The organism is Curtobacterium sp. NPDC086286 (assembly GCF_044746255.1).
GTDB lineage: Bacteria > Actinomycetota > Actinomycetes > Actinomycetales > Microbacteriaceae > Curtobacterium.
The window spans coordinates 189148-203798 of the sequence record NZ_JBIVBW010000001.1; the positions used below are offsets into that span (position 1 = coordinate 189148).

The 14651-nt window shown below is 63.2% G+C and carries 18 protein-coding genes and 1 tRNA gene; 14 read left to right on the top strand and 5 right to left on the bottom strand.

Annotated features, from left to right (window positions below):
* Positions 1-5: 5 nt before the first annotated feature.
* Positions 6-93: transfer RNA gene (locus tag ACIPKM_RS00930), tRNA-Ser, on the top strand.
* Positions 94-129: 36 nt separating this feature from the next.
* On the opposite strand, the gene ACIPKM_RS00935 is transcribed toward ACIPKM_RS00930, so the two are convergent.
* Positions 130-1248 (bottom strand): tyrosine-type recombinase/integrase, encoded by a 1119-nt coding sequence (locus tag ACIPKM_RS00935; RefSeq protein ID WP_402735941.1) that lies wholly within the window; start codon positions 1246-1248, stop codon positions 130-132.
* A gap of 4 nt (positions 1249-1252) precedes the next feature.
* Complete coding sequence (locus ACIPKM_RS00940) at positions 1253-1807, bottom strand: helix-turn-helix domain-containing protein (protein WP_402735942.1); 555 nt, start codon at positions 1805-1807, stop codon at positions 1253-1255.
* Between the two features lie 332 nt (positions 1808-2139).
* Between ACIPKM_RS00940 and ACIPKM_RS00945 the strand changes: the two genes are divergently transcribed.
* The 12 genes from ACIPKM_RS00945 (at position 2140) to ACIPKM_RS01000 (ending at position 12650) form a co-directional block, all read left to right on the top strand.
* Positions 2140-2520: a hypothetical protein gene (locus tag ACIPKM_RS00945; RefSeq protein WP_402735943.1), complete on the top strand. Its 381-nt coding sequence runs from the start codon at positions 2140-2142 to the stop codon at positions 2518-2520.
* Positions 2521-2546: 26 nt separating this feature from the next.
* Entirely contained in the window at positions 2547-2951 is a 405-nt protein-coding gene (locus ACIPKM_RS00950; RefSeq protein ID WP_402735944.1) for a hypothetical protein, read from the top strand.
* Positions 2951-3175, top strand: a complete 225-nt coding sequence (locus ACIPKM_RS00955) for a hypothetical protein (protein ID WP_402735945.1) — start codon at positions 2951-2953, stop codon at positions 3173-3175. The genes ACIPKM_RS00950 and ACIPKM_RS00955 overlap by 1 nt, the downstream gene beginning before the upstream one ends.
* Positions 3175-3330 carry a hypothetical protein gene (locus tag ACIPKM_RS00960; protein ID WP_402735946.1) on the top strand — a complete coding sequence of 52 codons (156 nt, stop codon included), beginning with the start codon at positions 3175-3177 and terminating at the stop codon, positions 3328-3330. Before ACIPKM_RS00955 ends, ACIPKM_RS00960 begins: the two co-directional genes overlap by 1 nt.
* 32 nt (positions 3331-3362) lie before the next feature.
* Positions 3363-3761 (top strand): hypothetical protein, encoded by a 399-nt coding sequence (locus ACIPKM_RS00965; RefSeq protein ID WP_402735947.1) that lies wholly within the window; start codon positions 3363-3365, stop codon positions 3759-3761.
* Entirely contained in the window at positions 3758-4798 is a 1041-nt protein-coding gene (locus ACIPKM_RS00970) for an AAA family ATPase (RefSeq protein ID WP_402735948.1), read from the top strand. Before ACIPKM_RS00965 ends, ACIPKM_RS00970 begins: the two co-directional genes overlap by 4 nt.
* 154 nt (positions 4799-4952) lie before the next feature.
* Positions 4953-5357 (top strand): hypothetical protein, encoded by a 405-nt coding sequence (locus ACIPKM_RS00975; RefSeq protein WP_402735949.1) that lies wholly within the window; start codon positions 4953-4955, stop codon positions 5355-5357.
* A gap of 30 nt (positions 5358-5387) precedes the next feature.
* On the top strand, positions 5388-6008 hold the full coding sequence (locus ACIPKM_RS00980) for a hypothetical protein (RefSeq protein WP_402735950.1): 621 nt from the start codon (positions 5388-5390) through the stop codon (positions 6006-6008).
* 194 nt (positions 6009-6202) lie between these two features.
* Positions 6203-6340 (top strand): hypothetical protein, encoded by a 138-nt coding sequence (locus ACIPKM_RS00985; RefSeq protein WP_402735951.1) that lies wholly within the window; start codon positions 6203-6205, stop codon positions 6338-6340.
* Between the two features lie 16 nt (positions 6341-6356).
* Entirely contained in the window at positions 6357-7181 is an 825-nt protein-coding gene (locus tag ACIPKM_RS00990; RefSeq protein ID WP_402735952.1) for a hypothetical protein, read from the top strand.
* Positions 7182-7339: 158 nt separating this feature from the next.
* Positions 7340-8440 carry a PIN-like domain-containing protein gene (locus tag ACIPKM_RS00995; RefSeq protein WP_402735953.1) on the top strand — a complete coding sequence of 367 codons (1101 nt, stop codon included), beginning with the start codon at positions 7340-7342 and terminating at the stop codon, positions 8438-8440.
* Positions 8441-8888: 448 nt separating this feature from the next.
* A complete protein-coding gene (locus ACIPKM_RS01000) occupies positions 8889-12650 on the top strand; it encodes a phage tail tape measure protein (protein WP_402735954.1) in 3762 nt (1253 codons plus the stop codon).
* Positions 12651-12828: 178 nt separating this feature from the next.
* On the opposite strand, the gene ACIPKM_RS01005 is transcribed toward ACIPKM_RS01000, so the two are convergent.
* The 3 genes from ACIPKM_RS01005 to ACIPKM_RS01015 all read right to left on the bottom strand — a co-directional run bounded on the left by ACIPKM_RS01005 (position 12829) and on the right by ACIPKM_RS01015 (position 14158).
* Positions 12829-13221, bottom strand: a complete 393-nt coding sequence (locus ACIPKM_RS01005; RefSeq protein ID WP_402735955.1) for a hypothetical protein — start codon at positions 13219-13221, stop codon at positions 12829-12831.
* A gap of 54 nt (positions 13222-13275) precedes the next feature.
* A complete protein-coding gene (locus ACIPKM_RS01010; protein ID WP_402735956.1) occupies positions 13276-13476 on the bottom strand; it encodes a hypothetical protein in 201 nt (66 codons plus the stop codon).
* Positions 13477-13783: 307 nt separating this feature from the next.
* Positions 13784-14158, bottom strand: a complete 375-nt coding sequence (locus ACIPKM_RS01015; RefSeq protein ID WP_402735957.1) for a hypothetical protein — start codon at positions 14156-14158, stop codon at positions 13784-13786.
* A gap of 17 nt (positions 14159-14175) precedes the next feature.
* On the opposite strand from ACIPKM_RS01015, the gene ACIPKM_RS01020 reads away from it, so the two are divergent.
* Positions 14176-14568 (top strand): hypothetical protein, encoded by a 393-nt coding sequence (locus ACIPKM_RS01020; RefSeq protein ID WP_402735958.1) that lies wholly within the window; start codon positions 14176-14178, stop codon positions 14566-14568.
* The last annotated feature ends 83 nt before the right edge of the window (positions 14569-14651 follow it).

The following is a 14651-nucleotide window of genomic DNA, read 5'->3' on the forward strand; positions in this document are numbered from 1 at the left end:
TCGCTGGAGGGTTGTCCGAGCGGCCGATGGAGCCTGTCTTGAAAACAGGTGGGCAGAGATGTCTCGTGGGTTCGAATCCCACACCCTCCGCCACAACCGAGGTCCGTTGATCCGCAGCAGCAGGCGGATCTAGCGGGCCTCGTCTTCGTCCCGGGAGGCGTCTGCCCACATCTTGCCCACAACTGTCTGCGCGAGCCCGTCATCGAGGCGGCCCGCAACGATGTCCAGGTCGTCTTCGAACAGGTCGGCGTACACGTCGAGAGTCATCGCCGCAGAGGCGTGACCGAGCATCCGCTGCACGGCCTTCACGTTCGCGCCGGCGCTCACCGCCAGGCTCGCAGCGGTATGCCGGAGTCCATGCGGGGTCGTCGACGGGATCCCGGCCTTTTTCACGGCCGCGGGGAACCAGCCGTGGTCGTTGTGCCAGCGCCGCTCGTGAGTGCCGTGCTTCGTCGCGAACACGAGTGCGTCGCCGTCTTTCCCCTCGCAGCGCTCGCGTAGGGCTGGTGCCAACAGTGCGGGGAACGGCACGGAGCGCCGCTTGTGCGTCTTAGGCGTCCCGACCGTGATGACGTTCGCCACCTCCACCGCGTTCACCGTTACGTTGAGCCGTCGTCGGGTGAAGTCGACGTCCTTGACTCGGAGGCCGACCGCTTCACCCCAGCGCAGCCCGGTGTAGGCGAGCACGAGGACAAGCGTCGACCGTTCGCCGGCCGCGAGCGCGAGGTCAGACACCTGCTCGTGCGTGAGGTAGACGTGCTCCTTCCGCTTCTTGCGCGGGAGGTTCACGTCACGCGCCGGGTTGCTCAGGATGCGGCGGTCCTTCACTGCGGTGTCGAGGATGCTGGCGAGCACCCCGTAGTTGCGGATCACGGTCGTCGCGCTCGCCGTGTTCATCGACGTCACCCAAGTCTGCACGGCGCTGTGCTTCACGTCGGACACTCTCGCCTTGCCCCATACCGGCTCGACGTGCAGACGCCATGCGATCTCGAGCGGACGGAAGGACGACGGCTTGAGGTGCGTCTGGTTGGCGAGCCAGACGGGGCCGAGCACGCCGATCGTCTCGCGTGCGTCCTCCGGGCGTACGAACTCGCCCCGAGCCTTCGACACCTCGACTGACGCCAGGAACAGCTCAGCGTCGCGCTTTGTCCGAAAGCCTCGCTTGTCGGTCTGCTTGCGCTCCGGCGTGCGGTAGCGAACCCGGTAGCGCTTGCCCTTCGCCGTCTCATACGGCGCGATACTCCCCATCAGGTCACTCGTCGATGCTGTACTCGGTGAGGTCGACCCCGAGATCCCGCAACTCGCGATACACACGATCGCGATCAGCGCGGGCATCCTCGACGGCAGCCTGACTTGCGTCACCCTGCTCAAACTGTGCCTGGCGTCGTCGCACGAGGTTCTCGACGATCCGGTACTCCTCAACAGTGCGCAACAGCGCCTGCGCATATCCCCGGCCCGGGCCAGCTGCATCGCCGAGAGGCGACGAGTTCGGCTTGGCGAGGAACCAGTTGACGAGTGAGCTGGAGCGAAGGGCCTCGGTCGTGCTCTCGCTCTTGACCACTGCGACCATCCGATTGGGCTGTTCGACAGGCAATGCGAGAGCGACTGGAGGCACATCCAAGGCCCAGGCAAGGGCCATCAGCTGATCGACCGTCACGTCCGTTTTGCGTCCGCTCTCGATGTTCGCGATCACCCCGCGGGACATCTCGCCACCAACTTTGTCGCTTAGCTCGCGTGCACTGAGGCCGGCCATCTTCCGGTAGCGGGCAACTCGAGCACCGATGTCGTGCGAGGGGCGTTGGGTCATAACGGCAACTCTAGCGTCTCTGGGACACGCGGTGTGTCTGTGGTGCACAGGTTGGGTTCTCCCGTGCTAGTGTTTTTCTAGACGCAAGTTGTGTCCCTCAGGAGCAGGAGGTGTCGCATGGGAGCGACGACGCAAGTGCCCGACCGTTACATGACCGCAGCGGAAGTCTGCGGACTGATCCCCGGGATGACGCCCGGCCGGCTGAAGCAGATGAGGTACATGGGTACGGGGCCGGAATACCTTGCACCCACCCCGCGAACGATCGTCTACTCCGAGCGCCGAGTTCGAGAGTGGATCGAAGCATCAGCGCGGATGAGCACTCGGGAGGCCGGATGACCCGAATGCGCGAAGAAGCTCTGCCGGACCAAGGTCGCGGGGTTCTCCCACATCGGGATCCGACGTTCGACGCTGTGGTGCGCGTCATCCACGACGGCGGACAGCCGGTCGATTGGAAGTTGACCGGTCCGCTCATGATCCGGCAGCAGGACCCCGACCCCCGATCACGCGGCGGCCTCGATCGCGACCATCAATGGCTGCGCACACCGGCCGTCTCTGACCGCCCGCTGCAGCTGAATCTGGAACCTGAGGTAGCTGCGGAGATCCTCCGCTACCTCAACACCATCGCCGAACGCCGTCCGTCCAGGTCCGGCAAGACCTCGACCTACGGCATGAAGAAAGCCCCGGCGGCAACCGGGGCTCAGTCCCACCAGTAACCGTTCAAGAAACCAGGAGACTCGTAATGTCTACCACCATCGTAATGCACCGCACTGACAACAGCGGGATCGCCAGTTCGAGGGTCATCCTCCGCTCCGATCAGGACTGGAAGACGCTCCCGTCGTCCCCAGACGTCTCCTACACGCAGGTGTGCGACGAGCCGGCGTGCCTGAAGCACGGGACGGTTCACGTCATTGAGTGGGGCGAGACGCCCAGCCACACGGCCTTCGAGTGGTCCCGGGACAAGGAATGCCTCGTCGAGGTGATGAAGTACCCAGGTAGCCACGACGAGCGTGACCGGAAGTGGTTCGTCACTGGATTCATCCTCGACGACTACGTGCGCCTCGGCCCCGAGCGGATTTCAGCGTTCATGGCGCACTACAACAGTGCCGCTTCCCTCGTCGCTGAGCTCAACGGTGAGGTGGCCTGATGGTCGACGTGACCAAGCTCGTCGATGTCGACATGATGCCTGCCGGCCGCGCCGAGGTGATCATCGACGCGCAGCCCAGCCAGTTCAGCGATGGGTACTCGATCATTCTGACGGCTTCTGAAGCGCTTCGACTCGCGCACGCTCTCATTTCGCGTGTCAGCGACCTGAGGACGCCAACCCTCGCGGTACCGCTGCTTGCTCCGACGCTGCAGGTGGCTGCCTGATGGCCGCGGGTAAGACGACGACAGACGGGTTCTCCGTGCTCGCGGTCAACGGCATCGTCGGCATCCGGGCGGACCGTCCGCTCACGGAACTGGCGATCAGCCTGCTCGAAGCAGCGCAGGACGCCGAACGGCCGGAGCCGACTGAGTGGCCGTAGGCCAGTCCGACCGAGCCGCCCCGACTTCCCCTGTGGAGGCCGGGGCGTTCTCGTACCCGGACCACATCACCCTCAGCCCGCACGCCGAGCGGTACATGCACCAACTCGCGATTGATCTCGCGGCAGGCGCGGTCGAGCTCCGGCAGCTTCCGCCGTCGCTGACGCAGTTCTACGTGTTCGCGTTCGAGCAAGGCAGCACCTCGCGGCAGGCCGAAGTCGACCGAGCGAATGACGACGCCGATCGGCTCTACGCCGAGGTGTGCCGGCGACCACCATCGCGCGATCACGAGACGACCGAGGCCTTCCTGCAGGCCCAGAAACATCGCGGCGCTGAAGCCGCAGCCAAACGAGCGGCAGAGCTGCGCGCCTACCTCGGCGGCGACTCCAGCAACCGCTACACAGAACCCGACTCCGAGACGGAGAACCCATGACCGTACCCACCAGCAGATTCGACGCACGCTGGCTCGAACACCAGAAGTTTCCGCCCGTGCAGTACGTGGTCCCCGAGCTGATCCCTGAAGGTCTGACACTGCTCGTCGCCGCTCCCAAGATCGGCAAGTCGTGGATGGTGCTTGGCCTCAGCATCGCAGTCAGCCTTGGGCAAGATGCGTTCGGCTCGATCCCGACTGGCTCACCCCGACCCGTGCTGTACCTCGCTCTCGAGGACGGTCAACGCCGCCTCCAGCAGCGGATGCGGTCGCTCGCACCCGATCTGTGGTCACCACTGCTCCAGTTCCAGGTCGACCTCGAGCAGGACGTCGTGGCAACTATCGCCAACTACTTCCGTGAGCATCAGGACGCCGTGGTGGTGCTCGACACACTTGGGAAGGTGCTGCCAAGCACCGGCAGCACGCAGACGCAGTACGCCGCCGACTACCAGTTCATGGGGTCACTAAAGAAGGCATGTGACGCGGTTCCGGGGTCGAGCCTCATCGTCGTGCACCACACAAGGAAGGCTGGGGGAGAAGACTTCCTCGACGCCGTAAGCGGCACGCAGGGAATCGCAGGAGCCGCTGACACCATCTGCGTGCTGCGCCGCGACCGGAAGGATCAAGGCGCAACGCTGCAAGTCACCTCTCGTGATGCGCGCGAGGGTGAGTACGGCATGACGCTTGCCAGCAACGGAGCCTGGTCGATCATCGGCCGCTCGCTGAAGGACGCCGCCGCTTCAGCGCAGCTGTCGCGCACCACGGGCGGGCTGAGTGACCGCATGGCAGAGGTGATCGAGCTCGCCTACGCGCGACCTGGCGGCATCCGTGCTGCCGACGTCGCCGCCGAGCTGTCCATCGACGAAAAGATGGCCGGCACGTACCTCGGTCGGGCGTTTGATCAGGGTCGCCTGAACAAGCCAGCGCGTGGGCTCTACACCCCTGTTGGAAGTGTGGAAAGTGTTGGAACGGACTCTGATTCCAACACTCTCAACACTTTCCACACGCCCTCAGAGGCGTTCGAAGCGGGCGCGGCATGAGCCCGATCACCGTTGCTTGCCCCGACTGCTCGGCAGCCGCCGTCATCGACATATCAGGCCCTGGCATCGCGCACGCCGTTCTCGAACACGACGCCACTTGCCCGCGCCTCAACCACCCAGCCTTCGGGCTGCACCACGACCGTCAGGAGCACCCATGACAGACACAAGCAGCAACTGGCTCAAGGCGTACCTCGACCAGCTCGAGACAGCCGGCAACAAGATGCTCACGCAGCTATACGAGGACAAGGACGGCGTTCCAAGCAGCGTCGTCGGAGCCGGATCGATCAGCATCGCTAGCTACTCGCTTGCCAGTGAGCTCGCCACACTCACCGCCAGCCCCGACCTGATGGTGAAAACCGTCGTCCGACATCACACGCTCGCGGCAGAAACGCTCGGGCCGGAAGCGTGGCCCGACGTCCTCTACGGCGCGCTCCTGCACCTCGCGATGCTCTACCTCGAACCCGCCTACAAGGTCACCGACACCAGCCAGTACGACGTCCGCGGCGCTGCACGGCAGTGGTGGCAGACGCTCTCCACCCACACCGAACCTACCTGCTGAACCACCCAACCAACAGAACAGGAACTGATCATGACCCTGCCCAAGACGAAGCAGCACGAACAGGCGCACGAGCTCAAGACCCGCTATCTCTCCCAAGTCGCGGCCGTGCAGAACGACAACCGCCTCACCCCAGAAGGCAAGCGCAGCAAGCTGGCCAAGCTGCACGCCAACACGGTGCAGCAGCTGTCGAAGCTCAAGCGTGAACGAGACGCCGCACTCACCACACGTCGAGCAGACCTCGAGCGCCAGCTGTTCGGGCTGCCCGCCACTGCGCCCACCAGCGACACCGTGTCCTACCGCGACGCTCTCGACCGCGTAACCCGTGCAGCCGAAGCGAAGGATGACAAGGCGATGCACCAGCTGTACGACAACGCCAAGCTCACCGGCGACAGCATCCTCACCAAGGCCATCCTCGGACACGCATACCGATCGGGCAGCGCGGACCTCGTGAACCGGTACCTCAACGAACCCGGCAACGAAGCGCTCGACCAGAAGGGCGTCGAGCTCTGGCAGCTCATGCGAGGTGACGACGGCGCTGGCGACCAGATGACGAACGCCACCAACGACTGGGTGTTCGAAGCTGACAAGCCGGCCGAGATCCGCGCCTACTCCGAAAGCATCATCCAGCAGATGGCCGCCACCGCTGAGTGACTACCGGTCCGGGTGGTAGCTGGGCCTCAGCCTGCCTCCACCCGGACCACCGGGGCGGGGCCACGCATATTCGCGACAAGATTTTCAGCCCCGACGTCACCTGGGGCCGCCCCTTCCCCCTGCCCGTGACCAGTACCTCCGGGGCGGGCACGCTTCTCTCCCCATGCCAAAACCGACTCTCAGGAAGGCCCAGCATGACCGACCACATCGACCTCGCTCGACGCGTCCTCGACGACATCAAGCGCGATGACGAGCAACGCCAAGACGGCGACAAGCCCGACCCCACCGCAGACCTCGACGACTTCGCACGTCGCGCCTTTGGCAACCACTGATCAGCAAGGAGACACTATGAGCATCGAATTGAACACCGAGGCGTCGCAGCGAGCTACCGAGCTCCAGGCACGACTTCGGGAACTCACCGACCGCAAGGAAGAGTACGAATTGCTCGCCCTGGAAGGGCATCTCAGCCCAGAAGCAGTGACTCAGCTTGAAGGGGAGAGACGCTTTGCGGAGATGCGTGCCGAAGCAGCCGCTCGGGCAGCGGAGCAGGAACGCGAAGCCCTAGCCAGCAACGAGCGGCTGACGAAGGCCTTCAACGACTTCCTGTCCGACGACACAATCTCAGTCGCCGCCATGCGTGACGCCCTCACGGCCATCAGCGATGCGGTAGCAGCCTTCAAGGAGCAGGCCCGCACCCGTGACGAAGCGGTCAAGGCGTGGAGTCGAAAGCTGCGGGCGCTCGGCGTTCCTACCGAAGGACTCACCGTCGACAACCTCGAAGCCACCATCACCAGCAACGGGCAGATCACCATCGACGGCCGCACGGTCAGCCCGGTGAGCGGGGTCAACGCCTACATCCTCGGCGCACTGCCCCCAGCGATCGGCACGAACCGAGCCAACGCCGACTCCCTGAACCTCCACGATCGACGTCAGAGAGTCGACCACCTCGAGGTTCGCGTCATCAAGGAAGTAGGCGGGAAGCGCATTGGTGATGTGCTCAGCACACGCAAGGGGATGTCCACGAGGCAGCTCGCCCGGATGGTGCACAGCGGGCTAGCCGAGGTCACTGCCGGCGATGTGCCAGAGCCTGACTTGACCGAACGGCATTTCATCGCCAGCCGCAACGCCGAGCACGAACGCCGCGCCGCGGTCGCAGCAACCCGCATGCCGTAGACCCCAGGCAGCAGTCATCCACACAGGACAGGTGTGCAGCCCGTAGGAGTCAGGCTGGCTGCTAGCCTCCGAGCGGAGGCGTCATGCGAGAGACATTCACTGGTTGGTACGAGCCGTCGGCAGATGAGCTAGAGGCGCTGTGGGCGAAGGCCATGATCGTGACCGACACCAACGTCTTGCTCGATCTATATCGCTTGACCCCAGCTCCCCGAACATCGCTACTCAAAGCGTTGGGTAGCGTTGCCGATCGTCTTTGGATCCCACACCAGGTTGGGCTTGAGTTTCACAAGATGCGGGACGTCGTCCGGTCCGACGCGCGGAGAAAGCAAACCGATCTGGCGGGAAGAATCACCGCCGACGCGCGCAAGCTCATGAATCAGGTTGGCGAGCTTCGGAAGTTCAACCCCACTATCGACAGTGATGATGCCCTCCGGTCCGGGCTGATCAGTGCCGCGGAACGTATTGCAACGGAATTGCGGGATCGATCGGACGTGTACGATGAAGCGGAAGAAGTCGTGCTCGAGCAGCTCGATATACTATTTCCGGAACAACGCATTGGCAAGCCATTTGATGCGGTCGATCTCGCAGCTATCCGCGCTGAAGCCGCCGTTCGTTTCGAGAACAAGATTCCGCCCGGTTTCGCAGATGATGGTAAGACCGGGGACCTCCGCTATGGAGACTTTTTTCTCTGGAAGCAGCTCATGGAACGCGCTCAGGTTATGCAGACGGGCGTCATTCTCATCACCCGCGATGAGAAAGAGGATTGGCGCAAAGCGGGTCAGGTGCTACCAGAGCTCGCGTACGAATTCGCTCAGGTAACCGGATCAAACATTGTGGTGCTTCATCCGGACACGTTCGTTAGGGAATCACTTGCCCGAAATCTTTGGCAGGCCGAGAGAGACAACGATGTGCAAGAGGTCGCTGAAGAATACAAGAGGGTGGAGCGAGCGGAAGCTGAGGACGCTCGCCATTCCACGGTCAATGGCGTTCGTTTCCTTGACGCTTTGCGAACTGCCGTCTCGAACTACTATGACGTAGCACCTCGTCCTGTCCTCGACGTCAATCGCCTCACGCTGCCGGAAGACTTCCTGCGACAGGTTTCGGCATCTACGTCCGGCATCAACTGGAATAAGCTGGCTGCATCCACCGCCTCTCTTCAAATCGCGCGCGATGCGATTGCTGCCCAGGAGCGGGATGCTGAGCGCGAGGTGGAAGGTGGCGACGACAGTGAGGATTCGCCAGGCGAATCGGACGAGTAGGTAGCCACCCTCAGGGGAGGTGCGGGGGCCTCCTTGTGTCAGTACAACCCCCACCGCCGGATAGCAACTCCCGTTCTGCGTGCGCCCTTGCTCTGTTTTTTCGGCGGGGAAACCCCCGATGAGAGGGTGTTCTCCTCGATTCTCGGCCCTTGCGGCTTGGCGGCTTCTCCCGCGATCAGGCCCGAAGATCCGCATGAGTGCGCGGGTTATCCGTAACAGACGGCCGTTCCGCCCCATTGACCGCCCGTCTAGGCCCCGCCATATCATCCCGAGATATGGCGGGGCTTTTTCGTGCCCAAACCACCTTCTATTGCACCCATTCGCGGTAGAATTGACCTAGAAATACGCCCGCCGGAACCCCCGGGCATGAACGAGACATGAGATCTCGGCATGCCAGTTCCGGCGGGCTTTTTGCGTGCCGATTTCTCCCGAGCCGAGGGAGAACGGCATGGCAGACAGAGTGGTGCAGGTCACCGTACGTGCGGCGATTGACAATTACGTCAAGGGCATGGAGAAGGTCCGCAAGGCGACTGCGGACACGGCTAAGGAGTCCGACAAGCTCGAGAAGGTCGGGCAGGCCGCTGAGCGCGTGGGTGGCGGGCTTCTGACGGTCGGTGCGGCTGCTACAGGCGCGGTCCTCGTCGTCACGAAGATGGCGGCGGATTTCGAAGCTCAGCTGTCGAAGGTGCAGGCGGCGACGAACGCCACCGCGTCGGAGATGGACAAGTTCCGGAACCAGGCACTTACGGCGGGTGCTGCCTTCGGGTACACCGCAACCCAGGTCACTGAGGCTCAGGTGGAGCTCGGTAAGGCTGGTCTGGCCACCGCGGACATCCTCAACGGCGGACTGAACGGCGTTCTCGCTCTCGCGGCGTCGGACAACGTTGATCTCGGCAAGGCGACGCAGATCGCCGCCGTGGCGATGAAGCAGTTCAACCTCGAGGGCAAGGACGTCCCGCACATTGCGGACGAGCTCGCCGCCGGCGCTGGTAAGGCGCTCGGTGGTGTCGAGCAGCTCGGTGACGCCCTCAACCAGTCAGGTCTGGTTGCGTCCAACTTCGGCTTCTCGCTCGAGGAAACGACGGGCGTGCTGTCGGCGTTCGCGGATGCCGGTCTGCTCGGCTCCGACTCCGGTACCTCGCTGAAGACGATGCTGCAGCAGCTCGCGAACCCGTCGAAGGAATCGGCGCAGCTGATGAAGTCCCTCGGCATCAACGTCGAGGACGCCAACGGCAAGTTCCTCGGCGCTGCGGACATCGCTCAGGTGCTGCACGACAAGCTCTCGACCCTCAGTGATGCTCAACGTCAGCAGGCTCTCGCGCAGATCTTCGGCTCCGACGCGGTTCGTGCCGCCACCGTCCTCTACAAGGAGGGCGCGGACGGCATCCAGGGGTATATCGACCAGAACAACGACGCCGGCTACGCGATGGAGCAGGCGCGGCTGAAGTCCGACAACCTCAACGGCGATCTGAAGAAGCTGCAGTCGGCCTTCCAGTCGGGGCTGATCGACACGGGGACGTCCGCGAGCAATGCGCTGCGGCCTTTCGTGCAGACCATGACGAACGTCATCCAGGCGGTGAATCTCCTGCCGGACCCGCTGAAGGCGACGGGTCTGGGCATCACGGGCGTAGTTGGGGCTACGTCCCTACTTGGCGGCGGGATGCTCTTCGCCATTCCAAAGATCGTCGAGTTCCGGAGTGCGCTTGCGACGCTCCGCGATGGCGGCATCACGGCGCGTTCCTCGCTGGCCAGTTTCGCCAAGTTCGCGACGGGTCCGTGGGGCGTTGCTCTCGGGACGGCGGCTGCGGTTGCTGCTGTGTTTGCCGCACAGCAGCTGCAGTCGGCTCAGTACACGCAGACGCTCCGCGACTCGCTGAACCAGACGACGGGAGCGCTGACCAAGAACACGTCCGAGCTCGTCTCGAACGCTCTCGCGGCTCGCAGCACGATCTTCGGGCAGGAGATCGAAGGGTCGTCGGCGTTCGACAAGGCGAAGCGTCTCGGCATCGGACTCGACACCGTGACGAAGGCGGCACAGGGCAACACGAAGGCCTACAAGGAGCTGCTGGCGGTTCGCAAGGAGATTCGCGGCACTGACGACAACGACTTCATCACCAAGAAGTACGGTGAGGGCCTGTCTGACGCGTCCGGCGACATCACCGAGCTGGTGCAGGCGGTCGAGAAGCAGCGCGCAGCAGTCAAGAACTCCAAGGAGCAGTTTGGGCAGCTCGCGGAAGCGCAGGCGGGTAGTGCGGACAGCTCCGATGAGGCTGCTGCTGGCCTCGACGGAGTGACGGACTCGGCTGAGGACGCCACCCAGGCAATCGCAGACGTCGCGAACGCCATCAAGGGGTTCAACTCCGCGCAGCTCGACGTGAACTCGACGCAGCGTGACCTCGAGGCTGCGATCGATGGCGTGACCGACTCGATCGAGCAGAACGGCCAGTCGCTCGATGTGACGACGGAGAAGGGGCGGGCGAACTCCGCTGCTCTTGATTCGATCGCGCAGTCCACGCTGAACTACGCGGGCGCTCTGTACCAGCAGACCGGCGACCAGGACAAGGCGACGGGTGCGTTGGAGTCTGGCCGCAAATCGCTGATCGCGGCGCTTGGCCAGTACAACATCACCGGGCAGGCTGCGGAGGACTACGCGGACAGGATCCTCGGGACGCCGACGCAGTGGTCGACCCTGTTCACGAACTCCGCAGACGCTGCCGGCGCTCTCGTGTCCGAGTACCAGCGGAAGCTCAACGCCCTGCCCGCCGAGAAGCGAACGAACGTCAACGCGGCAACCACTGCCGCCCAGGTGGCCATTCAGAGCGTTCTCGACACCCTCAATGCGATCCCGACGCAGAAGACGATCACCGTCACCACGAACCGAGTCACGACCGGCACACCGGACAACACGGTTGGGATCTTCAAGGCCGCTGGCGGGTACATCACAGGCCCCGGGACCGGGACGTCCGACTCGATCCCGGCGATGCTCTCCAACGGTGAATACGTCATCCGGGAACGGTCGGTGAAGAAGTACGGCACCGGCTTCCTCGACCGGGTGAACCGCGGCCACTACGCCTCCGGGGGCCTGGTGCAGCGGTACGCGGCAGGAGGCGCGGTGTCGAAGGCGCAGAAGGCTGCTGCTGCCGCGGAGAAGGAGCGTCAGAAGCGCCTTAAGGCTGCTCGTGCTGCTCAGTATCGTGCGGCGGCTGCTCGTCGGAAGAGCTGGTCTGACGTGTATGACTTCAACACGGCGATGCGTACCGGTCAGCTGACTGGTTCCAACGCGGTGCAGCGGGCGTTTTCGTTGGCGACGGATACGCGTTTCCCGGAGCAGTTCCGGAACGCGGTTGGTCGTGTTGCGGATCAGTCCGAGAAGAAGATGCTCGGTCTTGAGAAGCAGGCGACGTCTGCTGCGGCTGCTGTGGAGAAGGCGTCGTCGAAGCTCGGTGATTTGAAGTCGTCGGCTACGTCAATGGCGTCGGCTGTGCAGTCGAAGCTTTCGGATGTGTCGTACGGCAACTACCGGTCTGGTGCGTCGCTGCTGAGTGGGTTGACGTCGCGGGCTGGGAAGTTGAAGCAGTTCCAGGCGTTGCTGGTGACGTTGCAGAAGAACGGGCTCGCGCCGGCACTGTTGAACGAGATCGCATCGTTGGGTGTCGATGAGGGCATGCCGTTGGCGAAGTCGTTGGCGGCGATGTCGAAGGGGCAGCTGTCTGCTATCAACACGCAGTATGGGGCTGTTCAGTCGACGTCTGCGGCGATTGGGTCGCAGGTGGCGGATGCGAACTTTGGGAAGCTGATTGACACGGCGGAACGTCAGTTGAGGGATGCGAAGGCAAACGCGGCTGGGATCTCGAAGGCGATCACTACGGAGTCGCGGAAGTTGCAGCGGCTGATCGGTAAGGCGCTGGGTGTGCCTGGGTACTCGGTTGGTGGGTACACGGGCGATTACGGCACTGGGCAGGTTGCCGGCCTTGTTCATGGGCGTGAGTTCGTGGTGAACGCTGCTGCGACTGCTCAGAACCGTGGCTGGCTCGAGGCGATCAACTCGGGCGGTTCGGTCCGATACATGGACGCCACTCCGATGAGAGCGCAGACCGCTGCCCCGGCATCCCCGGTTCGCACTGGGGATCGCCATTACCACCTGACCACGCTCGATCCTGAACCGTTTGTGCAGGCAGTTGAACGTCGTGAACGATCGGAGTACGCCTAAACGTGCGTGTTCCTGGGTACGGTGCGTCATCGATGGTCTGCGGTCGTACACGGTATTCTGCGACCAGGCGTGTACTGAGATTCGCCGCGTCCAGTCAGGTTGCGTGCCTGCCCAAAAACGAACCGCCCGCCCACCGTGTAGGTGAGCGGGCGGTTCGTTTCATTTCGCAAAATACTAGTCAGCGCGACGACTCAACCAACTGCTGAGCACGCTGATGGGAAACACCTAGAACAGATCCAATCTCTCGAATGGTCATATTCTCGGCGCGGAGCACAGCAGCAGCAGCCGCCGACTCTCGTTGCGCCTTAGCCTGCGCATCGGCAGCAGCCTCACGAAGTTCGCGAGCCTGATCAAGATGTGCCTGAGCTGTCTCGGGCACCGTTATGACAATTGCTACACTTACGTCCTTTGCTGGAATGTTGGTGTCGTTGCTGAGCCAATCGCGGGTAACACGCTCAATGTCTTTGACCCGCGCGGCTTGAGTCCTGAGCTTGCCATCGATGTCGATGAGCCAGTAGTTACCGTCCCGATAAGCCTGAGCGGTATGAAGGGTTGTGGATTTGTTGGTCATGGTAGTTGGTTCTCCTCCGGCGAGTGTATGAAGCAGCCCCGAAGGGCTGGGGGCTTACGCCCCCAGCTGGTCCTTTGCCTCCTTGATCATGCCCCTGGCGAGCCGTTCGTTGATCTCCCGGTGTCGAGGGATCTGGTACTGCTTGCCGTCCAGCTTGTATATGTCGTGATCTCCTCCGTGCCTGTCGAAGATCCAGGGGACCTGGTGGGCCTTCGCCAGTTGTTTTATGGACTTGATCAGTTCGGACTGCTTCATGCGCTCTAGTCTAGCACATGCTAGACAGAAGTTGTCAACTAGTTGCTAGACTGCCGGATGCGGTACCGCACCGCATCCCGCCACAACCACGCACAGTCCGCACCCTGCCCGAAACCCCACTCGACCAGAACCGCTCGTTCCGTGTACGCGATCACTCGCGCCTCTACCTCGAGGATGCGGTCGGGGTACTGCAGCCATGCAAGCGCCGGATCGGGCTCGTGCAGGTCTACCTCGGGGCCGCCTCGGGCGAGCTCGGGGAGCGAGAAGGGCGGGCCGAGTGACCATCGGTCACGTCGCCGGCGAGCCATCAGTCTCGGCGCGGCGTGAGCTTGCGCGTGGTCACGGTGTCCCGCGGCACCCACGCGCGCTGCAGGCGACCCTGCCAGGCGATCTCGACGTACACCGCGACGTCGGAGCGTGCGACGGCGAACGCCTTCACGAAGGGAAGCATGCCGATCGCCTCGAAGCGGAGATCGCGGACGTTCACGCATTGGGGCGGATCGACCGGCTCCGGGATGCCGATGCTGTCTAGCGGCATTGACTCGGCCGCATGGATCAGCACCTCTTGTGCTCCGCTGGAGCCCACTTGTGCTCGGGCATGATCATGATGCTCGAGACAACCACCGACACTCACCCGACGCCTGCCGTAACCCCAGTTGGGGCATGTGAGGTTCTTGAGCACTCCTCTACGTTCTGCTTGTGACCGACAAGCTTCCGCCCAATCCCCCGCTGTCCCCTGGCAAGGCGGACCCCACGTTCACGTTCTTCGGTTGGGTGTGTTGCGGCGTCCCGGTCTTCGGAGGCCTCGTCATCGTGATTCTCCTCGCCATATCCGCCGCGTTTGGAGGCGGAACATCCTCGTCCGACAACAGCGTCGAAGCGCAGATCGCCTGCGAGAACAGGATCAAAGATGCCTTGAAGTCGCCTTCATCCGCTGACTTCAACGACGACGTCAGCGGTTCGGGACCGTACACAGTGACCGGGACGGTCGACTCTGAGAACAGCTTCGGTGCCATGTTGCGCTCCAACTTCCAGTGCACTGTGACCGTGACCGATGACAAGACGCTGACTTCTGTAGATTACTTGGAGTAGTGCTACGTCGGGACGGGTCGAGACCACTTCGTCTCTCATCGGGAAAGCCGTGGTCCCTCTGCGAGCGGTGGAAGGGAAGGGCA